The 23,874-nt window shown below is 68.7% G+C and carries 25 protein-coding genes and 1 pseudogene; 15 read left to right on the top strand and 11 right to left on the bottom strand.

Annotated features, from left to right (window positions below):
* Window positions 1–161: 161 nt before the first annotated feature.
* From AB0I81_RS62170 to AB0I81_RS62160, 3 genes are all read right to left on the bottom strand, one after another.
* On the bottom strand, window positions 162–1,070 hold the full coding sequence (locus tag AB0I81_RS62170; RefSeq protein WP_360679767.1) for a hypothetical protein: 909 nt from the start codon (window positions 1,068–1,070) through the stop codon (window positions 162–164).
* 165 nt (window positions 1,071–1,235) lie between these two features.
* Entirely contained in the window at window positions 1,236–1,892 is a 657-nt protein-coding gene (locus AB0I81_RS62165; protein ID WP_360679764.1) for an integrase core domain-containing protein, read from the bottom strand.
* A 437-nt stretch (window positions 1,893–2,329) separates the two neighbouring features.
* Entirely contained in the window at window positions 2,330–3,211 is an 882-nt protein-coding gene (locus tag AB0I81_RS62160; RefSeq protein WP_360679761.1) for a MurR/RpiR family transcriptional regulator, read from the bottom strand.
* A gap of 116 nt (window positions 3,212–3,327) precedes the next feature.
* Here AB0I81_RS62160 and AB0I81_RS62155 point away from each other — a divergent pair, with 116 nt between their 5' ends.
* From AB0I81_RS62155 to AB0I81_RS62120, 8 genes are all read left to right on the top strand, one after another.
* The gene (locus AB0I81_RS62155) at window positions 3,328–4,977 is read left to right on the top strand and encodes an ABC transporter substrate-binding protein (RefSeq protein ID WP_360679758.1); all 1,650 of its coding nucleotides are present in this window, start codon (window positions 3,328–3,330) and stop codon (window positions 4,975–4,977) included.
* Window positions 4,977–5,984 (top strand): ABC transporter permease, encoded by a 1,008-nt coding sequence (locus AB0I81_RS62150; protein ID WP_360679756.1) that lies wholly within the window; start codon window positions 4,977–4,979, stop codon window positions 5,982–5,984. The genes AB0I81_RS62155 and AB0I81_RS62150 overlap by 1 nt, the downstream gene beginning before the upstream one ends.
* On the top strand, window positions 5,981–6,871 hold the full coding sequence (locus AB0I81_RS62145) for an ABC transporter permease (RefSeq protein ID WP_360679753.1): 891 nt from the start codon (window positions 5,981–5,983) through the stop codon (window positions 6,869–6,871). Before AB0I81_RS62150 ends, AB0I81_RS62145 begins: the two co-directional genes overlap by 4 nt.
* Before the next feature lie 6 nt (window positions 6,872–6,877).
* Window positions 6,878–7,870, top strand: coding sequence for an ABC transporter ATP-binding protein (locus tag AB0I81_RS62140; RefSeq protein WP_360679751.1), 993 nt, complete (start codon window positions 6,878–6,880; stop codon window positions 7,868–7,870).
* Between the two features lie 89 nt (window positions 7,871–7,959).
* Entirely contained in the window at window positions 7,960–8,991 is a 1,032-nt protein-coding gene (locus AB0I81_RS62135) for an oligopeptide/dipeptide ABC transporter ATP-binding protein (protein WP_360679788.1), read from the top strand.
* On the top strand, window positions 8,988–10,088 hold the full coding sequence (locus tag AB0I81_RS62130; protein WP_360679749.1) for a C45 family peptidase: 1,101 nt from the start codon (window positions 8,988–8,990) through the stop codon (window positions 10,086–10,088). Before AB0I81_RS62135 ends, AB0I81_RS62130 begins: the two co-directional genes overlap by 4 nt.
* 1 nt (window position 10,089) lies before the next feature.
* Window positions 10,090–10,935 (top strand): polysaccharide deacetylase, encoded by an 846-nt coding sequence (locus AB0I81_RS62125; protein WP_360679746.1) that lies wholly within the window; start codon window positions 10,090–10,092, stop codon window positions 10,933–10,935.
* The gene (locus AB0I81_RS62120) at window positions 10,932–11,807 is read left to right on the top strand and encodes a polysaccharide deacetylase (protein ID WP_360679743.1); all 876 of its coding nucleotides are present in this window, start codon (window positions 10,932–10,934) and stop codon (window positions 11,805–11,807) included. The genes AB0I81_RS62125 and AB0I81_RS62120 overlap by 4 nt, the downstream gene beginning before the upstream one ends.
* A 31-nt stretch (window positions 11,808–11,838) precedes the next feature.
* Here the strand turns inward: AB0I81_RS62120 and AB0I81_RS62115 are convergent, their stop codons facing one another.
* Complete coding sequence (locus AB0I81_RS62115; protein WP_360679740.1) at window positions 11,839–12,342, bottom strand: helix-turn-helix domain-containing protein; 504 nt, start codon at window positions 12,340–12,342, stop codon at window positions 11,839–11,841.
* A gap of 113 nt (window positions 12,343–12,455) precedes the next feature.
* Between AB0I81_RS62115 and AB0I81_RS62110 the strand changes: the two genes are divergently transcribed.
* Window positions 12,456–13,250, top strand: a complete 795-nt coding sequence (locus tag AB0I81_RS62110) for an IS256 family transposase (protein ID WP_360679737.1) — start codon at window positions 12,456–12,458, stop codon at window positions 13,248–13,250.
* A gap of 235 nt (window positions 13,251–13,485) precedes the next feature.
* Here the strand turns inward: AB0I81_RS62110 and AB0I81_RS62105 are convergent, their stop codons facing one another.
* A complete protein-coding gene (locus AB0I81_RS62105) occupies window positions 13,486–14,421 on the bottom strand; it encodes a S8 family peptidase (RefSeq protein ID WP_360679734.1) in 936 nt (311 codons plus the stop codon).
* A 153-nt stretch (window positions 14,422–14,574) separates the two neighbouring features.
* Here AB0I81_RS62105 and AB0I81_RS62100 point away from each other — a divergent pair, with 153 nt between their 5' ends.
* Window positions 14,575–14,829 (top strand): hypothetical protein, encoded by a 255-nt coding sequence (locus AB0I81_RS62100; protein WP_360679732.1) that lies wholly within the window; start codon window positions 14,575–14,577, stop codon window positions 14,827–14,829.
* Window positions 14,830–14,912: 83 nt separating this feature from the next.
* On the opposite strand, the gene AB0I81_RS62095 is transcribed toward AB0I81_RS62100, so the two are convergent.
* From AB0I81_RS62095 to AB0I81_RS62075, 5 genes are all read right to left on the bottom strand, one after another.
* Window positions 14,913–15,233 (bottom strand): hypothetical protein, encoded by a 321-nt coding sequence (locus AB0I81_RS62095; RefSeq protein WP_360679729.1) that lies wholly within the window; start codon window positions 15,231–15,233, stop codon window positions 14,913–14,915.
* 157 nt (window positions 15,234–15,390) lie between these two features.
* Window positions 15,391–15,681, bottom strand: a complete 291-nt coding sequence (locus tag AB0I81_RS62090; protein ID WP_360679726.1) for a hypothetical protein — start codon at window positions 15,679–15,681, stop codon at window positions 15,391–15,393.
* Between the two features lie 134 nt (window positions 15,682–15,815).
* Window positions 15,816–16,181, bottom strand: a complete 366-nt coding sequence (locus tag AB0I81_RS62085) for an MbtH family NRPS accessory protein (RefSeq protein WP_360679723.1) — start codon at window positions 16,179–16,181, stop codon at window positions 15,816–15,818.
* Entirely contained in the window at window positions 16,171–19,287 is a 3,117-nt protein-coding gene (locus AB0I81_RS62080; RefSeq protein WP_360679720.1) for an amino acid adenylation domain-containing protein, read from the bottom strand. The genes AB0I81_RS62085 and AB0I81_RS62080 overlap by 11 nt, the downstream gene beginning before the upstream one ends.
* 35 nt (window positions 19,288–19,322) lie before the next feature.
* Window positions 19,323–20,342: a methyltransferase gene (locus AB0I81_RS62075; RefSeq protein WP_360679717.1), complete on the bottom strand. Its 1,020-nt coding sequence runs from the start codon at window positions 20,340–20,342 to the stop codon at window positions 19,323–19,325.
* 339 nt (window positions 20,343–20,681) lie between these two features.
* Here AB0I81_RS62075 and AB0I81_RS62070 point away from each other — a divergent pair, with 339 nt between their 5' ends.
* Window positions 20,682–21,866, top strand: a complete 1,185-nt coding sequence (locus AB0I81_RS62070) for a cytochrome P450 (protein ID WP_360679714.1) — start codon at window positions 20,682–20,684, stop codon at window positions 21,864–21,866.
* Window positions 21,867–21,970: 104 nt separating this feature from the next.
* Here AB0I81_RS62070 and AB0I81_RS62065 read toward each other — a convergent pair whose 3' ends face one another.
* Complete coding sequence (locus AB0I81_RS62065) at window positions 21,971–22,192, bottom strand: hypothetical protein (protein WP_360679791.1); 222 nt, start codon at window positions 22,190–22,192, stop codon at window positions 21,971–21,973.
* Between the two features lie 337 nt (window positions 22,193–22,529).
* Between AB0I81_RS62065 and AB0I81_RS62060 the strand changes: the two genes are divergently transcribed.
* The 4 genes and pseudogenes from AB0I81_RS62060 to AB0I81_RS62045 form a co-directional block, all read left to right on the top strand.
* Window positions 22,530–22,865 (top strand): hypothetical protein, encoded by a 336-nt coding sequence (locus AB0I81_RS62060; protein ID WP_360679711.1) that lies wholly within the window; start codon window positions 22,530–22,532, stop codon window positions 22,863–22,865.
* Between the two features lie 38 nt (window positions 22,866–22,903).
* Window positions 22,904–23,209, top strand: a complete 306-nt coding sequence (locus AB0I81_RS62055) for a DUF6192 family protein (protein WP_360679708.1) — start codon at window positions 22,904–22,906, stop codon at window positions 23,207–23,209.
* A 3-nt stretch (window positions 23,210–23,212) separates the two neighbouring features.
* Window positions 23,213–23,635 (top strand): hypothetical protein, encoded by a 423-nt coding sequence (locus AB0I81_RS62050; RefSeq protein WP_360679706.1) that lies wholly within the window; start codon window positions 23,213–23,215, stop codon window positions 23,633–23,635.
* A pseudogene (locus AB0I81_RS62045) lies at window positions 23,635–23,787 on the top strand (transposase); the annotation flags it as partial. The gene AB0I81_RS62050 and the pseudogene AB0I81_RS62045, both read left to right, overlap by 1 nt.
* Between the last annotated feature and the right edge of the window lie 87 nt (window positions 23,788–23,874).

Below are 23,874 nucleotides of genomic sequence, written 5' to 3'. Positions count from 1 at the left end.
CGAACGGCACCGAGGGCGCACACCCGGAGGTGTCATAGCCCGCGTCATGCAACGCATCCTCGCGCTGACCGCCGCGCTCTGGCACAATGACGCCACCGGACAAACCGTCCTGCGCTCACTGATCGCCTACGATCACTGAGCCCTTGGAATAGATCATCTAGCTAGTTCTTCTCGGCCAGGCTGCCGCAGGTGTAGCCCTTCTCGCGTTCCGGGTCGAGCTGGATGGTGGACAGGTTCGTGGTCTCCATGGGCCGGCGGAAGGTCTCGTACTTGTCGCAGTCGTAGAAGATGTAGGTGCCGTCGCTCTCGCCGAGCAACATCATCCAGCGGCCGTCGTAGAGCGGCTTGTCGTCCTCGGCGTTGTTGATTATTGTCCACTGGTCCTGGAAGCCGACGTAGGTGAGCAGTTCGTTGGCCTTGCCGGTCTCCTGCACCTCGTACGCGCCCTTGACCATCGCCAGGATCAGCAGGAAGCCCACGCCGACCCCGGTCAGGGCGCCCAGGAGCACCTTTGCCGCGGCGCGGCCGACGGGTTTGTGACGCAGCAGCCGGAACGGCACCAGGAACGTCAGCACGCCGAGCCCGACGGCGATGATCACCATGACGGCGAGGTTGAGGTCGCCGAAGATCTGGAACAGGCCCCAGTAGGTCGAGCCGCACCACAGCGCGGCGATCAGGGCGGCGATCCACGGGCGATTGCGGATGGCCTCGACCAGCCTGCTGAGCGCGCCGCGGGTCAGCTTGTCGGCCAGCCAGCAGAACCCGACGACGAAGCCGAGCGTGGGGATGACGATCAGCAGCATCAGGACCAGGGTGCCCATGAGGCGGCCCAGGAGCGTGGACTGGTCGATGCCCGCCTGCTGCGGCGTGATGCTGAAGACGTTGTACATCGCCTCGACGCCCAGGAAGAGCACCGCGTAGAGGGTCACGCCCACGGGGACGATGACGGAGCCGAGACGTTCCAGGACGCCGAGGACACCGCCGCCGTCGTCCTCCTCAGGGGAGGTGTGGTTCTCGGAAAGAGGGGGTATATCGGTGCGATCTGCCGCAACCTGGTGACTGGTGGACATGGCGCATGAAGGTAGGGCGTGCGCGTATACAGATCGTTGACGGAATCTATACGCCGTCCGTCACCGGCTGGGCCGGTCGCCGCGCCCTTGTCAGCGCGCGCTTGACCTGCGTGACCCTGCCGGTCCGCCTTCGGCGATCCTGTGGGTGCCGAATATTGGGTCTCCTCACGCGACCTGCGCGTACTCGTGGAGGAGGCCACCGAGCCGGTCTTGTCGGGTGACCTTGATGTCGGCGTCGACTGGATCGGGTAGCGCACGTAGCGGGCTGGCCTGCTGCAGGGCCCGGTGCGGACGATGTCCATTGAAGTGGGTCCCGTACTCGGCAAGAACCTTGCGCAGGTGGCGTTCGTTCAGGATGAGGATCCGGTCGAGCAGCTCGCGCCGTACGCTGCCGACCCACCGCTCCATGACCGCGTTCATCCGCGGAGCCTGCGGTGCGATGAGCACCACGCGGATGCCCTCGGTGGTGAACACCTCATCGAACAACCTGGTGAACTTGGTGTCCCGGTCTCTGATCAGGAACCGGAAGTCACCGATCCGATCGCCCAGGTCGAGCACCAGGTTGCGGGCTTGCTGAGCGACCCAGCCGGCGGTGGGGTTCGCCGTGACCCCCAGCACGTGCACACGCCGGGTGACGTGCTCGACCACGGCGAAGCAGTACAACCGCGCAAGCATCACCGTCTCCACGCTGAAGAAGTCGCAGGCAAGAATGCCGGACGCCTGAGCCTTGAGGAACTGCACCCAGGTCGGACCGCTGCGCCGGGGCGCTGGATCGACGCCGGCCCTCTTCAAGATGGTGTGGGGCTCGAATACTCGACTCACGTGGTGACCTGCAGCTTTTGGCGAGCGGACTGATCTTTAGCGACATCGTCTAAGCGATCGCTCAAAACGACTTGTGCAGTCGCTCAACTCGATTGAGCGACTGCACAACATCGCTTGAGCGCCCGCTTAAGAGATGATCTTCGATCATCAAAGACTTGCAGGTGGGACCGTCGGACAGGATTTTCGGCACTCGTAGCATTGCTTACGTCGGCCGCCGCGCTTCTGGGGAGTTTCATTACGGTCGGTGGCGACGTGGCCGCGAAGCCTCCCCCTCCTAATCTGTTTCGATCAGTCAGCGCGGCGTACCGTGCGACGAGGAGAGCGTCCAGGTCGGTGTCCACGACGACCCCCCTGCGGGTCAGATGCGCTTCTACCCCACCGATCCTGGGCACTCTTCGCTGTTCAGCGCACAGCCCGGAAGAAGGCACATCAGCCGGCTAGGGCTTCGCGGGGCCGCCCTCGATGAAGGTCGTGCGTACCTCGTCGAGCAGGGCGGAGGCCGCGACGGCCCGATCGCCCAGACGGGAGGCCACGGCCAGGGCAAGGGCGTCGATGATCGCGATCGAGGCCAGCATCTCCCGCGTCGCCCCCGTGGCCGAGAGCGTGGCCAGCAGTGTCGCCACCGCGCGCGCCCCGAGCACCGGGCCGAGCGAGTCGGTGATGAGCACCACCTTGGCCCCGACCGCCTCCGCCCGGTCGAGCAGCACCTCCAGTTCGGAGAAGAGCCGGGCGGGCGCGAAGAGCACGATCGCGTCGCCGGTCCGTAGCGAGACCACCAGGTCGGCGAACCGGAACCCGGTGTCGCTGCTCGATCGCGCCTTGAGCCCCAGCCGGTTGAGCCGTAGCGCCAGGTAGTCGGCGGCGATCCCCGAGGGGCCCACGCCGTAGGCGACGACCTCGCCGGCCGTGGTCAGGGTCTCGACGGCCAGGTCGAGACCGTCGCCGTGCAGCGCGGCGCGAGTCTCGCGGAGCACCTCGACGGCGTCCTCGAAGACCCGGTCGAGCAGCGCGTCGGGGTCGCCGGTGAGGCGCTGGATGCGGGCGCGGAGCCGGTCGGACGGCCGGACCATGGCCGCGACCCGCCGCCCGGCCTCGTGTTTGAGCTCGGCCAGGCCGCTGTAGCCCAGGGCCTTGGCGGTACGTACGACGGTGGCGTCGCTCGTGCAGGTGGCCTCGCCCAGATCGCTGGCCGAGGCGAACGGCACGTCCTGGAGATGGTCGCGAAGATAGGCGGCGACCTTCCGCTCGGCGGGCGCGAGCTTCGCCCATGCCTCCTTCACGCGGTGCTGAAGGGTGAGCTCAAGGCGAGATTCGTTCACGTACGGAAACCCCTTGACTCTTGTCGGTAGCAGTTCCTACAGTGCCCGTAGTCGTTGCGACGACGAACTCGGTAGTGCTCATTACAGCACGACCCTCCCCCCGAGAGGAATGCACGATGGAACTTCTCCGCGGTTTCGTGGCCGCCGGTGCCGCGCTGACGGGGCTGGTCGCGGTCACCGCCTGCACGGCCACCAGCGGGCCGCCGGCCGGGCGCCAGGCCGGCGCCTCCCTGACGTTCGCCGTCAACGGCGACCCCGGCTCGCTCGACCCGGCCTACGCGGCGGACGGTCTGTCGTGGATCACTCTTGAGCAGATGTACGACACGCTGGTCTCGCCCAAACCGGGCAGTACCGAGATCGGCCCCCGGCTGGCGCTGAGCTGGAAACCGTCGGACGGCGGGCGGAGCTGGACCTTCGACCTGCGGCGCGAGGTGAAGTTCCAGGACGGCACGCCCTTCGACGGCAAGGCCGTGTGCGCCAACTTCGACCGGTGGCACACCTTCTCGGGCCTGCAGCAGAGCCCGTCGGTCTCGACGTGGTGGCAGAACGTCTTCGGCGGCTTCAAGAACAACGAGAGCGACAAGTTGTCCGCCAGCCTCTACAAGTCGTGCTCGGCCCCCGACGACCACACGGCCGTCATCGAGCTGACCCGGCCGTCGGCGTCGTTCGTCTCGGCGCTGTCGATGACGCCGTTCGCCATCGCCAGCCCGGCTGCGCTGGAGAAATACGACGCCGACGCCATCGGCGGCAGCGCCGAGCAGCCCGACTTCAACAGCCCGTTCGGCACCCGGTACCCGGTCGGCACCGGCCCCTACACCTTCGTCTCCTGGGAACACGGCGACCGCATCACGCTCAAGGCCAACCCGTCCTTCTGGGGCGGGAAACCCAAGGTCGACAAGCTCGTGCTGCGGGTGCTCAAGGACCCCACCGCCAAGCTGCAGGAGTTGCAGGCGGGCGGCATCGACGGCTTCTCCTCGGTGCCGGCCTCGATGCTCGGGCAGCTCCGCGGTGACTCCAAGGTCAAGCTGTACGAAGGCAAGCCGTTCGACATCGGGCACGTGAGCTTCAACTCAAGCGTCAAGCCATTCGACGATCCCAAGATCCGCCAGGCGGTCGCCCACGCGATCAACCGGCCCGCGCTGCGCCAGGCCAAGCTGCCCCCGGGCACGGAGGACGCGACCCAGTTCATCCCGGCCGGCCTCGACGGCCACGCCGGCGACACGGCCTCCTACGCCTACGACCCGGCCAAGGCCAAGGCGCTGATCAAGGAGTCGGGGGCGGCGGCCCCGGAGATCGAGTTCTGGTACCCGACCGGCATCAGCCGCCCCTATATGCCCAATCCGCAGGACATGTTCCAGTCCATCCAGGCCGACCTGCAGGCCGCCGGATTCACGGTGCGGCCCAAGGCCAAGCAGTGGAGCGAGTACGTCAGTGGCCTGCTGGCCGGCAAGGCCCCGATGTTCATGTTCGGCCTCATCGGGACTTATCCGGACGCGTCGTACTTCCTGAACCTTTACGCGCAACAGATCACGATGGGCGACTTCAAGGGCGAGCTGAAGAAGCTCCTGGCCAAGGCCGACGAGACCGTCGACCCGGCCGCCCGGGCGGCCCTCTATGAGGACATCAACCGCAAGATGATGGAGTTCGTCCCGGGCGTGCCCTATGGCAACGTGCCGTCCTACGCGGTCTTCTCCACCCGCGTGCGCGGCTTCACGCCGAGCCCGCTCGACCACTACGACTTCTCCGCGGTGGAGCTCGCGGGCTGATGGCGCGCCTCATCGTCCGCAGGGTCCTCCTGCTCGTCCCCGTCCTGCTGGGGCTGTCGGTGCTGCTGTTCGCGTGGGTGCGAGCGCTGCCCGGCTCCCCCGCGGACGCGCTGCTCGGCGACCGCGCCACCCCGGAGTCCCGCGCCGAGTTCGACCGGATCTACGGGCTCGACCGGCCCCTGCCCGTGCAGTACCTGTCCTGGCTGGCCAGGGCGGTGCGGCTGGACTTCGGCAACTCGCTGGAGACCCACAGGAGCGTGCTGACGGAGTTCCTGGCCCGCTTTCCCGCCACGGTCGAACTGGCCGGCGCGGCGCTGGTGTTCGCGATCGCCGTGGGCGTGCCGCTCGGCTATTTCGCCGCCACCCGCGCGGGCGGCCGGCTCGACACCCTGGCGACGGTCTCCTCCCTGGCCGGCATCACCGTCCCCGTGTTCTTCCTGGCCTTCCTGCTGAAGTACGTCTTCGCGGTGGCGGTGCCGCTGTTCCCGCCGAGCGGCCGGCTGAGCCCCTGGTTCGACGACACGGCGCATCCCACCGGCTTCTACCTGCTCGACGGCCTGCTCAGCGGCGATCCGCTGGTCACCTGGGACGTCGTACAGCACCTCGTGCTGCCCGGCATCGCGCTGGGCTCCATCCCGCTGGCGGTGATCACTCGGATCACCCGCGCGTCGGTGGCCGAAGTGCTCGGCGAGGACTTCGTCCGGACGGCCGTCGCCAAGGGGCTGGCGCCGCGCACGCTCCGGCTGCGCCACGTGCTCAGGAACGCGCTGCTGCCCGTGACGACGTCGATCGGCCTCATGGCCGGCCTGCTGCTGTCGGGCGCGGTGCTCACCGAGACGGTCTTCGCCTACCCGGGCATCGGCCGGTTCCTCTATGACGCGATCAACAATCGCGACTACGCCGTCATCCAGGGCTTCACCTTGCTCACGGCCGTGGTCTACACGGTGATCAACGCGGCCGTGGACATCTCGTACGGCGTCATCGACCCGAGAGTGAGGGTGTCATGACGACCACGCTCGTCCCGCAGGCCGCCCCCGCCCCGCCGCGCGCGGGCGTGTGGCGGCGCCTGCGGCACAGTCCCGGCGCGATGGCCGGCCTGGTGATCGTCGTGCTGTTCGTGGCCGTCGCCCTCGCGGCGCCGCTGCTGGCTCCCTACAGCCCGGTCGCCTCGCCGGATTTGTCGCAGATCAGGCCCGACCACATTCCGGGCTTCAGCGCCGAGCACCTGCTCGGGCTCGACCAGAACGGCAGGGACGAGCTGTCCCGGCTCATCTACGGCGCCCGGTCCTCGTTGCTCATCGGCCTGGTCTCCACGCTGGTGGGCGCCCTGATCGGGATCGTGCTCGGCGGGCTCGCGGGCGCGTTCGGCGGATGGGTGGACGCGGCCGTGACGCGGTTCGTCGACATCATGCTCGCGCTGCCCGGCCTGCTGTTCGCGATCGGGATCGCGGCGGTGCTCGGCAAGACGACGTTCTCCATCATGATCGCCATCGCGGTCGTCACGGTGCCCGCCTTCACCCGGCTGCTGCGCGGGGCGATGCTCGCCGAACGCGAGCGCGACTACGTCCTGGCCGCCACCTCGCTCGGCCTGCGCCGCTCGGCCGTGATCCTGCGCCATGTCCTGCCCAACTCGTTGTCGCCCGTCCTCGTGCAGGCGACGCTGACCCTGGCCACGGCCATCATCGACGCGGCCGCGCTCGCCTTCCTCGGTCTCGGCGGCGACGACCCGAGCACGCCGGAATGGGGCCGCATGCTCGCCGACGCCCAGGACACGCTGACGGTCGCGCCGCGGCTGGCGTTCCTGCCGTGCGTGGCGATCATCTTGGTCGCGCTCGGGTTCACGCTGCTCGGCGAGTCGCTGCGCGAGGCACTCGACCCGAAAGGCCGGAGGTGAGCGGCCATGACCGCTGAGATGTTGCTGAGCGTCGAGGACCTGCGGGTGACGTTCTCCGGCAAGGGACGGCCGGACGCTGTCGCCGTGGACGGAGTGTCGTTCACGGTCGGCGCGGGTGAGTCGGTGGCGCTGGTCGGCGAGTCCGGCTGCGGCAAGTCGGTGACGTCGCTGGCCGTCATGGGCCTCCTGCCGCCGCGCGGCGCCCGCGCCGAGGGGCGCGTGCTCTTCGAGGGCCGCGACCTGCTGCGCATGCCGGAGTCGGAGCGGCGCTCCGTCCGCGGCAACCAGCTCGCCATGGTCTTCCAGGATCCGATGACGGCGCTCAACCCCCTGGTCCCCGTCGGGGTGCAGATCGCCGAGGTGCTGGAGCGGCACCGCGGCCTGCGCGCGCGGGCCGCCAGGGTCGAGGCCGCCGGACTGCTCACCGAGGTCGGCATCCCCGACGCGGCCCGCCGCGCCAAGGCCTACCCGCACCAGCTCTCCGGCGGCATGCGGCAGCGGGTGCTGATCGCGATCGCCCTGGCCTGCCGCCCCCGGCTGCTCATCGCCGACGAGCCGACCACGGCGCTGGACGTCACCGTTCAGGCGCAGATCCTGGAGCTGCTGAGAGAGCGCGTGCGCGACAGCGGCACGGCGCTGGTGATGATCAGCCACGACCTCGGCGTCGTCGCCGGGCTCTGCGACGCCGTCCACGTCATGTACGCCGGCCGCATCGTGGAGTCGGGCCCCTGCCGCGCGGTCTTCCACGATCCCCGCCACCACTACACCGCGGGACTGCTCGCCTCGATCCCCCGGCTCGACTCCGACCGCTCCCAGCCCCTGCGGCCCATTCCCGGCACGGCGGCCAACCTCCTGCCCTGGGACACCGGCTGCGCCTTCGCCCCGCGCTGCACGCACAAGGTGGACACCTGCCTGTCCGGCCCCCCGCCCGCCGAACCCACCACCGACGACCACCTGTTCCGCTGCGTGAACCCGGTGTCCTCGGGAGGTCGCCCATGAACGACCCCGCGCCCACGAACGACACCGCCACTACGAACGACACCGAGCCCATGGATGATGCCACCTCCATGAACGACGACGCTGAGCCCATGAGCGGCGCCGCTCCCGCGAACGACCTCCCGCTCCTGAGCGCCACCGGGGTTCAGGTGCATTTCCCGATCAAACGGGGAGTGCTCATCGACCGCACGGTCGGGCACGTCAAGGCCGTTGACGGCGTGGACCTCGAGGTCCGGCAGGGTGAGACGCTCGGCGTGGTCGGCGAGTCGGGCTGCGGCAAGAGCACGCTCGGCCGCGCCCTGCTGAGGCTGGTCGAACCCACGGCGGGACGCGTCGAGTTCGACGGCACCGACGTGACCGCGCTCGACCGGAGCGGACTGCGAAGGTTGCGCCCGCGCATGCAGATGATCTTCCAGGACCCGATGGCCAGCCTCGACCCCCGGCAGAGCGTCGGGGCGGCGCTGGCAGAGCCGATCCGGGCCCACGGCCTGGCCGAGGGCCGCGCCGGGCGTGAGCGGCGGGTGCGTGAGCTGCTCGACGCCGTGGGCCTGCCGGCCTCGGCGGCGGGGCGGTTCCCGCACGAGTTCTCCGGCGGGCAGCGCCAGCGGGTCGGCATCGCCAGGGCCCTGGCGCTCTCGCCGGACCTGGTGATCGCCGACGAGCCGGTGTCCGCGCTGGATGTCTCGGTGCAGGCCCAGGTCGTCAACCTGCTCGTCGACCTCCAGCGCGAGCTCGGCCTGACCTATGTCGTCATCGCCCACGACCTGGCCGTCGTCCGGCACATGAGCGACCGCGTCGCCGTGATGTACCTGGGCGGCGTCGTCGAGCAGGGACCCTCGGAGGAGATCTGCCGCGAGCCGCTCCATCCGTACACCAAAGCCCTGCTGTCGGCCGTGCCCGTGGCCGACCCCGACGTGGAGACGGTCCGCGAGCGCATCATCCTGCGCGGCGACCTGCCCTCGCCGGCCGATCCGCCGGCGGGCTGCCGGTTCCACACGCGCTGCCCGTTCGCCCGTCCCGACGTCTGCGCCACCGAGCGGCCGGTCCTGCGCGAGGTCACGCCGGGCCGTACCGTCGCCTGCCATTTCACCGAAACCATCAACGGGGGAGAAAGCACAAAATGATCACCCTGGTCGACATCTCCGGCGCTCCGCGAGAACGGGGCCGGCAGTACGGCGAGCAGGCCCGCGCCCAGATCGCGGCCTCGATCGCCTACTACCAGGACGCGTTCCCCGCCTCCTGCGGCCTGACGTGGCCGGAGGTGTGCGAGCGCGCCCGCATGTGGCTGCCCGTGGTCACCGATTTCGCGCCGGACCTGCTGGAGGAGGTCGAGGGCATCGCCGAGGGCGCCGGGCGGGAGTTCCTGGAGATCCTGGCCCTGAACGCCAGAGGGGAGATCGTCTACGACTCGACCTTCGCGGATCTGCGCGAGGAACCCGACGGGTGCTCGTCGTTCGCCCTCCTGCCCGAGGCCAGCGGCGACGGCCACGTCTACGCCGGCCAGAACTGGGACTGGCGCGAACGCGCCGGCGCGTCGGTCATCATGCTGCGGATCTCCGCCCCGGACAAGCCGACGATCATCATGCAGATCGAGGCGGGCCAGGTCGGCCGGCACGGCGCCAACTCGGCGGGGCTGGCGCTGCAGGCCAACGGGCTCGGCGGGCGCTTCGGCAACCAGGTCGGGGTGCCGCAGCCGTTCATCAGGCGGCGCGTGCTGGAGTCGCCCGACATGTACACCGCGCTCAACGCGCTCTTCTCCGTACGCCCCCAGATCGCCAACAACTTCATGTTCGTGCACCGCGACGGTTTCGCCATCGATGTCGAGGCCACCCCCGGACGGCACGGCTGGATGTACCCCACCGACGGCGTGCTCGTCCACGGCAACCACTACCAGGCGTTCCTCCCTGAGCAGGTGAAGGAGGGCTACCGGCCGCTGGCGGTCGACTCGCTCTACCGAGTGCCGCGCATCGAGCAGGCGCTGCGGGGCTGCCGCACGGCATCGGGCTCCGACGAGACGCGCAAGATCATCGCCGGTGCGCTGACCGACCACTTCGGCCACCCGCACGGCGTCTGCGCGCACCCCGACGAGCGCATGACCTCCGTGCTGCGCTGGCAGACCCTCACCTCCAGCATCGTCGACCTCACCACGGGCGAATACCGGGTGGCGGCCGGCAACCCGTGCGCGACCACGTACGAGACGCTGCCCTGGGAGCTGTACTGACGTGATCGACGACTGGCACACCGTCCCGGCCTGGCCCGGCGGCGCCCGCTGCGCCGTCATGCTGAGCTTCGACGTCGACGGCCCCACGCTCTGGGCCGACGATCCCCACAATCTGTACGATGCGCCCAAACGGTTCGCGATCGGCTCCTACGGCCCGGCGCGCGGCACCCGCCGCATCCTCGACCTGCTGGACGAGCAGCGCGTCCCGGCCACGTTCTTCGTGCCCGGCTGGGTCGCCGAGTGGTGGCCCGGCACCGTCCGCGAGATCGCCGAGCGCGGCCACGAGCTGGGCCACCACGGGTACATGCACGAGCTGTACTACTCGAAGTCGGTGGCGGAGCAGCGCGAGCTCATCCTGCGCAGCCAGGACGCCTTCGACAAGGTGGCCGGGCGGACCGCGACCGGGTTCCGCACGCCGTCCGGCGACTTCCGGGCCGACAGCCCGCGGCTGCTGAGAGAGCTGGGCTTCGCCTACTCCTCCTCGATGCGCGGCGACGACCGGCCCTACCGCTGGGTCATCGACGGGGAGACGACCGACCTGATCGAGATCCCGGCGCACTGGGAGCTCGACGACTATCCGCAGTTCTCCTACAACGACGCCCCGCCCGTCCCGAGCGGCCAGGACCGCCTCGCCGGGACGGAGGCGACGTTCGACAACTGGCGCCGCGAGTTCGACGGATACCACCGTTACGGGCTGTGTTACGTCCTCATGGCGCATCCGCAGGTGATGGGCCGGCCCAGCCGGGTCCGGCTGCTGGAGCGGCTCATCGAGCACATCAAGGGCCAGGGCGACGTGTGGTTCGCCACCGGCGCCGAGATCGCGCAGTGGTGGAGGTCCAACGGATGACCCGACTGGAATGGCCGGGCGGGGCGCGGTGCGCGGTGGTGGTCACCGTCAACCTGGACGCCGAGCACTTCTGGCTGCAGCTCGACGAGTCCTGCCGCGAGCGTCCCAAGACGCTCTCGATGGGCGAGTACGGCCCGCGCCGCGGCGTGCCACGCGTGCTCGACGCCCTGGACGAGGCCGGGGTCACCGCGAGCTGGCTGACCCTCGGGGCGGTCGCCCGGCGCTATCCCGGCGTGCTGGCGGAGATCGCGCGGCGGGGCCACGACATCGGCTGCCGCGGGTACGGCGCGGAGGACCTCACCACTCACGACGCCGACGGCCAGCGGGAGCTCCTGACCCGGGCGGGCGACGAGATCGAGAAGGTGATCGGGCGGCGGCCCACCGGGTTCCGGCCGCTGTCGCGTGAGGTCACCAACGACACGGCCGGCGTACTCGACGAGCTCGGCTACACCTGGACCTCGATGGCGCGCGGCGACGACCGGCCCTACTACCTGCACACGCCGGCCCGGCGGACGGACGTCGTCGAGATCCCCGCGTCGTGGGAGCTGGACGATTTCAGCAGGTTCATGTTCAACTACGGCCCGCCATTCCCCAAGGCCAACAGCCGGATCGCCGGCTACGCGCAGGTGCTGGAGGACTGGCGGCTGGAGTTCGACGCCTACCACCACTACGGCCTGTGCGCCGTGCTCACCGTCGACCCTTCCTCCATCGGCAAGCCCGGCCGGATCGGGCTGCTGGAGGAACTGCTGGCGCACATGCGCGAGCCCGGCGACGTGTGGTTCGCCACCGGCGCCGAGGTCGCCGCCTGGTGGCGGAGCCGGGCCGCTGCCAACGACCCGGGCGATCCGGAGACCTCCCGCCTGCGCCTGTGATCACGAACGGGCATGGGAGGCTCCGCGCCACCTAATGATCTCCGATCGCGCTGCGCCGGGCCAGCACCCTGGTCCCCGGCCCGGAGGCAGCGCCCGGACCGGGCAGTGCCGTCACATCGGCGCTGGTCACCGGCTCTCCGCACGCCGAGCAGCAGACCCGCGGGGTGAATTCCGTACCGCAGGTCTGGTGCACCAGGCGCACCGGCGGGCCGCCCTCAAGGGTCGCCCATTTGTCGCCCCAGGCCATCAGCGCCATCAGCACCGGCACGAGTTCGCGGCCGGACTCGCTGAGGTGGTACTCGTGGCGCGGCGGCCTCTCCTGATACGCCCTGCGCTCGACGATGCCGTCGGTGACCAGCGCCCCGAGGCGGCGAGTGAGCAGGTTGCGGGAGATGCCGAGGTTCTCCGCGATGTCGTCGAACCGGTGCAGGCCAAGGTGGATGTCCCGCACGATCAGGGGCGTCCACCACTCACCGACGCGCTCCAGGGACTGACCGATCGAGCAGTGCATCTCGGCGAAGCTGGTCCGTTGCATGGTCCCAGTCTTGAGGGTTGCTTTATTGAACTCACCTGTACCGCGTCAAAACGCAACTTGACGGCTCTGACCTGTGGTTTGACGAGATTCGTACCCGCAGGAAAGATCGTGGCTTGTGCCTATTCGCCGCTCACAGCGTCCAGGCCAAGCCCGCCTACCTCGCGGTCGGCATCGACGCCGACGGCGAAAAACACGTGCTGGGCATCTGGCTGGCCAAGACCCCGCTCGATGCCGCCACCGCCGGCGAGTCGGCCCGCTTCTGGAACGCGGTGATGAACGACCTGAAAAACCGGGGCGTGCGCGACATCCTCATCGCCTGCACCGACGGCCTGAACGGCTTCGAAGACGCCATCCATGCGGCGTTCCCGCACACCACCGTGCAGGCCTGCGTCGTTCACCTGATCCGCAACGCGCTGCGGCCGGTCGCCCGCCGCGACCGCGCCGCGCTGGCCGCCGAGCTGAAGAAGATCTATACCGCGCCCACCGCGGATGCGGCCTTCGACGCCCTGGCCGACTTCACCGCCTCCACCTGGGGCCAGCGCTATCCGCAGGCGGCCCGCGTGTTCGAGGCGGCCTGGGACCGCTTCACCCCGTTCTTCGCCTTCTCCCCGGCGGTCCGCAGGCTGCTCTACACCACCAACAGCATCGAGTCGCTGAACTACCAGCTGCGCAAGGTCACCAAGGCCCGCGGGCACTTCCCCGGCGACGACGCCGTGGTCAAACTGCTATGGCTGGCCATCATCAACATCGAGGACAAGCGCGCCCGCGAACGCGCCGTGACCAAGGAGAAAACCGGCAAGATCAAGAACTCGCCCAGCACCGCCCGCCTGATCGAGGGACAGCGCACCATCGGCTGGCGCGAGGCGCTCATCGAGCTCGATATCGCCTATCCAGGCCGCATCAGGTAAAGACCGCTCACAACCACTCAGAAACGATCTTTACACACCTGAAGTGACAACCTCCGCTTTTCGGGGGCCGGTGCCGTGTCAATAAGCGATACCGCAGTTCAACGGTATGGCTCGGCGCCGAGTTCGTTGCCGGCGAGGCCTCCACGGGCCGCCAGGGTGTAAAGCTCCGTCGCAGGTCAGCGAAACGGCTAGGGCCGCGCCGGGGGCGGCTGCGCTATTGACAGTGCGCGGCGGGTCAGTGGGAGAGCGTGTAGAGGATGGAGTTGGGAGTGCCGGGCAGGCCCGTGGTGGCCATGCGGTTCTTGGTGGAGGCGTCCTTGAGCGCGTCCGCCATCGCCCGGGGCTTGAGGTTGCCCTTGGCGGAGATGCGCAGGGCGACGGCGCCGGCGGCGTGTGCGGCGGCGAGGCTGGTGCCGGAACCGATCTTTGTGCTGGTGTCGTTCGTGCTAGAGGCGCTCATGATGGCTTCGCCGGGGGCGAGGAAATCGATGCAGGGTCCGGTATTGCTGCCGGAGGCGGGCTTCTCCGCCCCGGCGGGGCCCCTGGCGAGGCCGGCGACGGTGATGGCGCCGGACACGCCGGAGGGGGTGCGGATGCAGGCGTTGCCACCGTCGTTCCCGGCCGGGACAATCACGTGGATATCGTAGTTCGCGAAGGCACTGTAGATGGCCTGGTCGATTTCTGCATTCTTCCGCATGGAGACGTCTAGGAGCATGGCCGACGGCCGACGGGTGATCGCGGCCTTTCGTACCACGAAGTCGATGCCGTCGAGTACATCGGCGGTCCGGGCATTGCCCGGACCGCTCATGACCTTGACCGCGATCAAGCTCACTTGCTTGGCCACGCCGTATGTGGTGCCGCCGACCACGGCCGCGGCGAGGGTGCCCGCACCGTTGCCGTCCTTACTCTGATACGGCCCGAAGGTCGCACCCCACTTGGCCCGGCCCCTGAATTCGTTGTGTGTGGTGCGGATGCCGGTGCTCAGCACGTACACGTCGACGCCGTACCCGGTGGCCTCGTAGACGTAGGGCTGGGACGGGTCGAAGTCGCGCTGGGAGATCCGGGGCAGGTTCCATCCCCAGTCGTTCGGCGGGGCGGCGGCACCGGCCTGAACGGCCGCGGGTACGACCAGGCTGGTGGTCAGCAGGACGAGCACAGCTGCGCTGCGCAACAGAGAGCGGATCTTGGACACGGGCATACCTCCGAGTGGGGGATCGACCGGAAGGCAATCACTTTCTGTAGCGAATATATAGCTAATTGCAACCATGCGCGAGTTGAGTCGATCGCCCGCCGCCGCCGGACCGATCCCGGCTACGAGGGCGAGGTGGCCCCGTTCAACCAGTTCCACCCGATCGCCCGTGGCCATCTCGGCACGGCCGCCATTGCGCTGGCCCAGGCGCGCGCCGCCGTCGACCGCGCCACCGCCTACGGCGTGGCGTGCGAACTCATCCGCATCCACGAACTGGACGACGACAGCGGCAGTCCCTGCGATGCTGAGCACCTGTACGAGGCCCTGGTGTGGCTGCCCGACGATGGCTACGAAGAACTCGCCTGCCCGTTCTCTGAACTAAGAGTTTGATCTTGCGATTCAGGGCCTGGGCTCGATCTGACGTGCGAAGGCCGCTCCCCGAGCGTTGGCGAGGAACGGCCTTGGTCAAGCGATCAGATCGGTGCTCCGCACATCCCCAGTCGGGGCTCTTCCCCGTCTCCGATGCCGAGACTGAATGGGGCGTCTGCGCAGCCGCCGAAGTAGTCGATGATCGACCAGTTGCTGGTGTGGGCCTTATCGGTCCTCTGCCGGTTGGCCTGCCCGTTGCCGGGCCGGTGGCCGCCGGGTGAGAGCAGACTCGCGGTCGGGCCGGAGACGTTCGAGGTCTGGTCGCTGCGGTTGGTGTCCGCTGCGGCCGTGCCAGCCGCCGTGGTAAGGGCGGCGAGGGCGAGCCCGGCGGCGGCCAGGGTCGTGGTGATCGTCCGGGTGAACATAGTGTGGGCTGCTCCAGGTGAGGGTGTTGGGGCCGGGCCGTGGTCGTGGCTGTGGAAGGCGATGACCGCCCCGGGCGGGTCTTCTGCCGTGCCCGGGGGTGGTCATCGGTGGTGTGGTGATCGGCCGGTGTGCGGGCCCGGCCCGGTGGGCGGTTGGTTAGAGGCCGGCGGCGATGCTGGGCAGGCTGGGGGCCTGGATGTAGTCGATGACCGACCAGTTGCTGGTGTTGCGCTTGATCATGTCCTGGTCGTTGATCTGCCGGTTGTCACCCGGGCCGGAGCCGGGGGACAGGACGGCGGCGGTGGGGCCGCTGATGTTGGAGGTCTGCTCGCTCTTGTTGGTGTCGGCGCTGGCGGTGCCGGCGGCGGCGAGCGCGATGCCGGCGGCGGCCAGGGCGATGAGGACGGAACGGCTGATCGTGTTCATGTCCTGCGTCAAAGCGCCCACTCGGCCTCACTGTCGGTGCGCAGCCGGGGTCGCCTCACGCCGGGTCTTTCGCATTTTTCGCGTCGCGGTCCGGGCAACGCTCACAAGGCCGAACAGTGGCGGGCGTGATCGCTGTTCATGACGCTGCGGTTGCTTTATCTGATCTTCGTTCGGCTCGCGGGCTGGCTGGCGCTGTTGGCCGCGCTCGCAGCGGTCGAAGGAGGCGGAGATGCTGCGCTTGCGTCATCAGCTCGCGGTGCCGCGTCGGCAGGTGGCAAGGCCTCGGCCCGCCGACGGTTGTTCGTGACGCCGGGTACGCTGAACTCGCGAAGTGAGCGTGGACGCAGGTCGGTCCAGTGGGCGGTGATGTAGTTGACACAGGCTGCCCGGGTGTTCTCGCTGAACCCGACGGACCAGCCGTCCGGCGCGGGAATCCAGGCCGGCCAGATCGAGTGCTGTTCCTCGTCGTTCACCAGGACGCAAAAGGCTGCGTCGGGGTTGTCGAAGGGGTTAGTGGTCATTGTCCTGGAACCTCTTTTCGCGTAGGGGTGAGAGGAAACCGGAGTCAGCGAGCTGCCGAACGTATCCGGGCAGAAGGTCGGCCACGGGCGGGCAACTCGGTCCCCCCGACATCCGGATCTGACGCCAGGAGGTCGTGCACTCGAGCGTGGGCATGACGTCTTCCAGGTAGAGCTCCAGGACGCTGGCGTCTCTGTCCGTCCAGCGTTCGGTGAACAGGGGGACGAAGGGGGCGATCGGTGCCTCAGGATGACGCAGTGCGTGCTCCTCGAGCAGCTCGATCCAGTCGGCCAGCGGCAGCGTCTCCACGGGAAAGCCGGCCGCGTTGACCTGCTGGACGAGTTTCCCGAGCAGTTCATAGCGGGGGTTGTTGAGGTGGAAGGCCCGGCCTTCGGCCGGTCGGCGTAGTGAGAGAGCGACGATTGACCGGGCGACGAGGTCGACCGGAGTGAGGTCGAGAGGCAGGCGGCAGTCGGGTGCGTGGCCGAGTTCGACGATGGTCTTGATCAGTGAGCAGAGGAATCCGTCAGTGTTCCAGGCACCGGTGCGTGAGTGCCCCGTCACATCGTGGGGCCGGTAGATGCTCAGTGGCATGCCGCGCTGCGCGGCTTCGCGCAGAAGGCTCTCCGCGACCCATTTGGTCTCGGGGTAGCCCATGAACAGGTGCTCGGGGTGGCCCGGCAGGGAAGTCTCGTCAACCCGGCGGCACCCGAAGAGGCCCTCGGAGGAGAAGACCGCTTGGGTCGACACATAGTGCACGCCCTGGGCGTGTGCCCGAGCGGCAAGGCGGATGATCTCGCGGGTCCCGTCGACGTTGACAGGCTTGAGAGCGGCGTAGGGGTAGAGGAAGTTGATCTGGGCCCCACTGTGGTGGATGACGTCCACGGCATCGGCCACCTGGTCGTAGCGGGCCGGGGAGAGCCCGAAGCGAGGTGCCTTGAGATCGCCTGCGACTGCGATGAAACGTGCCGTCTCGGCTGGCGTGACGGGTATGTCGTACTTGGCGATCGCCTCGTGCAGGCGCTCGTGCGCGCGGGAGTCGTCGGCCGCCCGCACCAGGCAGTAAATGGGGACATCGGTCTGGGTGAGCAGTTCCTGGAGAAGGTGGGCCCCCAGGAAACCGGTGGCGCCGGTGAGGAACACGCCGCGCGGAGCGCCGTACCCGCCGCCCGTGCGGCCGGGGAAGATACGGCCGGGGAAGATGAGGTCGTCGTCCAGCCGTGCCTCCGCCTCGAAATGGGGGACGACCCGCTGGCGTTCGTCCTGCGGCCGCGACGCGGCCGCAGGATCAGCGGTGATCATTTTGAGCTGGTTCGCCAGGGTGGTGATGGTCGGCGCCGCCATGAACGTGCGGAGCAACTGTGCGCTGTGGCGGGAGGGAACGTGGAGTTCACGCAGGAGACGGGCGATGAACTGGGTGATGAGCAGTGAGGTGCCGCCCGAGTCGAAGAAGTTGTCGTGGACGCCGGCCCGGTCCACGTCCAGGGTCTGGCACCACACATCGGCGATCCGCCGTTCCAAGGTGTCCTTGGGTGTGGTGAAGGAGGCGTCGGTCTGCCGATGCAGCGGCCGGGCGGCCAGGGCCTCGCGGTCGGCCTTGCCGTTCGGGGTCAGAGGCAGCGAGTCGAGGCCGACCAGGACGTCCGGCACCATCAGCGGGGGCAGCAGGGAGCTGGCGTGCCTGCGGACAGAGGCCGTGTCGAGAGCTGTGCCATCGTGGGGCAGGAGGTAACCCACCAGCCTTCTGACGTCTGCCCTTTGCCCGTGCGCGACCACGACAGCGTGCGCGACGTCATCGTGGCCGGCGAGAACCGTTTCCACTTCGCCCGGTTCGATGCGGTGGCCGCGGACCTCGAGTTGCCCGTCGGCTCGACCCATGAATTCCAGCTCTCCTCGCGCGTTGCGGCGTACCAGGTCGCCGGTGCGGTACATGCGCTGTCCTGGTCCGTCGAAGGGGCAGGCCACGAACCGGCCGGCGGTCAGAGCGGCGTGGTTCAGGTATCCGCGGGCCAGTGATGGACCGGAGACATACAGTTCTCCCGTCGTCCCGGTGGCCGCGGGCCGTAGTTCACTGTCCAGGACGTAGCAGCGTGTGCCATGGACCGGCGGGCCGATCGGCGGCGTCCCGGATCCGCTCAGGGGATGGCTGATCGTCGCGCACACTGTGGTTTCGGTGGGCCCATAGGCATTGACCATGGTGTGGTGCGGTGCCCAGCGGGCGGCGAGATCTTCGGTGCACGCTTCGCCCCCGGCGATGAGGGTGACCCCATCGGGCAGGGTTCCGGCCGGTAGCGCTGCCAGTACGGAAGGCGCGAGCAGCACGTGGGTCACACGCTCGTCGGTGATCAGTCTCGCCAGCGGAGGCCCAGGGAGCAAGCGTTCCGCAGGCGCCACGACAAGTGCCGCTCCGGACAGCAGTGCCATGCACAGGTCCCAGAACGCCGCGTCGGCACTGATCGAGGCGAACTGCAGGACACGGCTGGAGGCATGCAGCGCGAGCCGCTCCCGAGAGCACAGCGCGAGGTTGGCGATGCCCCGATGGGTGACGGCGACACCTTTGGGCCGTCCGGTGGATCCGGAGGTGTAGATCACGTAGGCGAGGTGGTCCGGGGACAGGGGAGCCCGCCGGTCGTCGTCGGTGAGATCTGTGTCCGCGATGCCGTCCGTCGCCTGAGAGACGTGAACGTCATCCAGTACCACGAGCCGGGCCCCGGGCGCGCCGGCGAAGTCTTGCCGCATGGCACACGAGGTGACGATCAAGGTGGCGCCGGTGTCCTGGAGCATGAAGGTGAGGCGTGCGGTGGGATGCGCCGGGTCGAGAGGAAGGTAGGCCGCGCCTGCCTTCGTCACGGCGAGTACGGTGAGCACCAGATCGAGGGAGCGTGGCAGAGCGATCGCGACGACGGTCTCCGGCCCCGCACCTCCTTCCACCAGATGTCGTGCCAGCCGGTTGGCCCGTGCGTTCAACTCCCCATAGGACACCTCCCCCTGCGACCCGCTGACCGCGATCGCGAGCGGATCCCGTTCGACCTGTGCTTCGAACAGCGACGGCAGGACCAGGTCCCGGACGTGATGGAGGGCCGCCGAACTGTTTCGGATGTCGTCCACGATCATCTCCATGGAAGGTGGAGCACTGCTCCAGCTCAGTTACGGTTGGCGATCACGACATGGCTGGCGATGGCCTGCCCTGGGAACGGTTCGGCCCTGGCGTCGGTGAACCCGGCCGCAGAAAGGGTGGAGAGGTGTTCCTCGGCGGTGTAGGTGCGCCCTTCCTCGGTCTGGATCACCATGAGCAGCCCGACCAGGGCGCTGGTGACCGATTCCGGCTCAGCTGCGGGGACGAGGTGCTCCACTATGGCGATCGTGCCGCCGGGGTCGAGCGCCTTGTGACACTTGGTGAGCAATTCCGCGACCTGCTCGGGCCCCCAGTTGTGCAGGACGTTGACCAGGGCGACGGTGTCGTGGCCGGAGGGCAGGTCCTGGACGAAGAAGTCCCCGGCCACGACGTCCACCGCGTGTCCCATGTGCTCGCGATCGATGGAGGAGCGGGCGATCTCGGCGACGAAGGGCAACTCGAACACGGTCGCCCTCGAGTCGTTCAGGCTCTGGCAGAAGCCGCTCGCGAAGCCACCGGTGCCGCCGCCGACGTCGAGCAATCGGCGCCCGCCCGATAGACCGAGCAGTCGTGGCAGGGCATGGCCGGCCGCCCGGCTCAACGGGTGCACACCCGACCAGAAGCGGCGCAGCGCCTCATCGCCGGGATCGTACAAGGTCTCCTGATCCTCGGCCCGCCCGGCACTGCCCCGCAGGTGATCCGACAGACGGCCCAGCTGATCCCAGGATCTGGTGTGGATGAACTCGGCCAAGCCGCCGATGTAGTCGAGGGCTCCTGGAAGGAGATGCCTCGCTGACAACTCGCTGGCACGGTAGCGGCCATCAACGGGGACCACGAGGCCCATGCACGCCATGGCGGTCAGGAGTTGCGTGCTCGACCGCTGATCCAGGCCGAGATGCTTGCCGACCTCGGTGGCGGTCAACCCCTGGGGGTGTCCGGACAGCAGCGGGATCACACCGAGGTCGAGGGCGGCCACCAGGACCGCGCCCGCGGATGAGCCGACGATGACGTCCATCAACCTGGACAGGCCCTGACTGCTGTCGTTCATGGGGAAGTCCCTTCGAAGGAGTTCGTGGACCCCGCGAAGCCAGGCGGGGTGATCGCTCGGGCTCACGGCGCTCGCGCTCACCTGGCCCCGGCCGGCATCGGCGTGATACCTGAGGAATTCCGCGCCGGCGTTGTCCGGTGCGTCGCGAGGAGGAGCCTGGCGAACCTCTGGAGTCCAGAGTGCGCACACCGCGTCGCCAAGGCGACAAGCTGTTCCGTTGTGCGGAACAGAGCTGGGCCGAGGCCGGCCCAGCGGCCTAGCGTCACCGCATATGGGGCGCGCGTACGAACACGTCCCTTTGCTGCTGCCCGGTGACCCATCGAAGTGAGGTTTTGAGTCATGTTGAAGATGCCGCTTCCGGTCAGTCCGGTGGGTGGTCCGAACGAACAGCTTGAGGAGATCCGTGAGACGGCACCTGTGTGCCCGGTCCGGGTGCCGTCAGGCTGCGAGTTCTACATGCTGACGCGGCACGACGACATCCAGGCCGTGCTGCGGGATCGCCGGTTCTCAAGGAAGCTCACCGCGCCGGGCTCACCCAGCCTCGTCGGCAACGGCGTGGAGACGGTGGAGGGAGGGATCTTCAATCTCGATCCGCCCGACCACACCCGGGTACGGAAGGTCATCGCGCCGTTCTTCACCCCGGGCGGCGTTGATCGGCTCGTGCCGATGATCCAGGGTCACGTCAACCGCCAGCTCGACCGGATCGAGACCGGGCCGCCCACGTTCGACCTGCACACCGCCTACGCGGCACCGCTGTCGCTGGAGGTGTTCTGCGACGTCATGGGGATCAGGCACGAGTGGCGCCAGGCCATCGGCACGGCGTTCCAGACCGGGGTGGAGCTTCGGCGCGACCACACCTCCGCCCAGGACGCCACCGACCGGGTCATCGAGGTCTCGCGGTCGTTGGCAGCCTCTGGGGACGTCGCTCCTGACGGTCCGATCGCGGCATTGACGGCGGCCCACGCCGAGGGCCGGATCTCCCACGACGAACTGGTGGGCACGATCGTCCACCTGTTCGTCGCCTCGCTCGACCCGACGGTCGGGACGGTCACGATGGGCGCGCTGTCGCTGCTCCGGCACCCCGGCCAACTCGCCGAAGTGCTGCGAGAGCCGGCACTGTGGCCCCGGGCGGTGGAGGAAGTGCTGAGGTTCCACCATGACGCCCAGGTCTCCTTCCCCCGGGTCGCGCTGGAGGACGTCGAAATACATGGCGTGACCATCCGGCGCGGCGAGGGCGTCATCACCTCGATGCTGGCGGGGATGTGGGACCCGCGCCGCTACCCCGATCCAGAGCGGTTCGACTTCCACCGGGACGAGGGCGACAAGCACTTCGCCGACCTGTCGTTCGGCGATGGGCCGCACCACTGCCTGGGGGCGTGGCTGGCTCGCCGCTACCTCACGATCCTGCTCAGATCGCTGTTCACCCGGTTCCCGCGGCTGTCGCCGGCGGTGGACTGGCAGGACATCCCGTGGGACAACTCCATTCTGTTCGCACGGCCCGCCGAGCTGTGGGTCACCCGATGAACCCACAGCCCGATCGTTGGGCATGGCCTCGGAGCGCATGCCATGCCGGAGCGGATCCGCGACCAGGGAAGGGCCTGGTCAAGGGGCCTGGTCAAGAGGGCTGGTCAAGGGAGGCCGGTGATCATCCCCGCGCCCACCGTCGCGTGGTCGGCCTCGTCGATGAGGATGAACGCCCCGGTCGCCCGGTTGCGCGCGTACTCGTCGGCGACTACGACATCGCCCGCCTCGTCTGGCAGGTCTGCGACGCCTGCCGCTGCGGCAGCATCAACAAGATCTCCATCGACCAGGAATGGCAACGTCAAGGGCTCGGCCGCCGCCTGATCCACCGCGCCCTGCGCGACGGCCCCGCGTACGCCTGGGTCACCTCAGGACAGTCCCCGGAAGCCAAGCAGTTCTTCCCGATCATGAGCGCCGAGACGGGAGCGGCGTTCACCGCGCATGGGCGGTCGTGTCCCCACACCAAATCGACCGGAAAAGCTTCGCCGCCGAACGCATCCCGCCACCGCGCGCGGTCATCGAACACGACATCTGACAACGCCACGCCATGGACAACGCAGACCACCAGTCCGCCACCTCCCCCCAGCCGGGGCCGAGGAGGCCGCGCCTGACTACACCGTTCCTCAACGCCAGGACGGCTGGCCCAACTGGCTCGGCCGCCGCCCGATGCGCAGCACCGACCGAGCGCGAATCCGTGAAGCGCTCGAGACCGGGCTACCCGACGGACCACTCACCGTTCCCGGCCCCTTCCTGTGCTACCTCACCATCGACGGCCTGGACCGCATCACCGACCAGCGCAAGCTCATCCGGCTTCGGGGCCGAATCCACGCCGCAGCTCGGGTCGCCGCCGAAGGGTGCCACACCACCTACTACGCCACCAACTCAGCCCTGACCATCGGCATCCAGGGCCCTGACGCCCAAGAACGCGTCAACCAACTCCGCAATGCACTGTCCAAGCTCATCGCCAAACACGGCTGGACTACCAGGGACGAGCCCCGCTGACCAGCACCTCAGTGCTTAGCGGGAATTTCCGGCCGGATATGACAGAACCCCTGGACCAAGCCCGGCAGGCCGGCGAGGCGGCTCGGGAGCGCACCCCGGCGTTGCCTCGGATCGAACGCAGCCGCGATTTCATTGATCTGGTCGGCGCGTGCTCGGTGTTCGTGGCCGCGATGGGCCGGGTGATGCCGACGCTGCGCGGCCACGCCTTCACCGCCGAAGAGAAAGCCGCCGTGGCACGCAATCTCGCCCGGGTGCGCGCGACCGCCGACTGGCTGGAAACCGCCGTCGAGTCCGGCGACGTGAGCCTGGACGAGGGCCTGGCCCGGCTGCTGCGCGGCGAGTAACCCATGCCCTCCAGGGGCCTGGCCGCCAACGTCTGCGGCGACCAGGTTCGTCTCGCGCTGCTGGAGGCCCGGCCGGCCGGACTCACCGCCCGGCAACTGGTCGGCGCTACCAAAATGAGCCTCTACCAGGTTCGCAAGGGCATCCTCTACATCCGGGAGGTCTCGGCGATGGCCCACTTGACCCCGCTGATCTGGACGCCGGACGACGGCTACCGTTTCTCCTCCCAGCCCGACGATGGGATCGCCTATGAGCGCTCGCGGATGCGCACCGAATTGACTCGGATCAGCCGCCTGCTGTCGGCGACGGTGGCGCCGCACGCGGCCGCGCGGCCCGAGGAGGAGTGGGTCAATCTGGTGCTGGGCCAGCTCAACGTTGTCCAGTCGGCGCTGAGCCTGCTCAACAAGGCGGGGACTGCGGGAAGCTGATGCGCCCGCGCCTCTATCCTTCCGATACCTCCGACGCGGAGTGGGCCTTGATCGAGCCCCTGTTGCCGGTTCCCGCATGCCAAACGCCCAAGGGCGGGCGGCCGGAGAAGCATCACCGTCGCGACGTGTTCGATGCGATCAGATACGTCACGGACAACGCAGCCTTTTCCGAACGGTGAGCGTCACGTCATGGCGCCGACCTGGGGGTTCACGTGGCGTGCATGTGCGTGACGCTCGTG

The organism is Nonomuraea sp. NPDC050404, from assembly GCF_040655495.1.
In the GTDB taxonomy this organism is placed as follows: domain Bacteria; phylum Actinomycetota; class Actinomycetes; order Streptosporangiales; family Streptosporangiaceae; genus Nonomuraea.
This window is presented reverse-complemented; position numbering and strand designations above follow the sequence as displayed.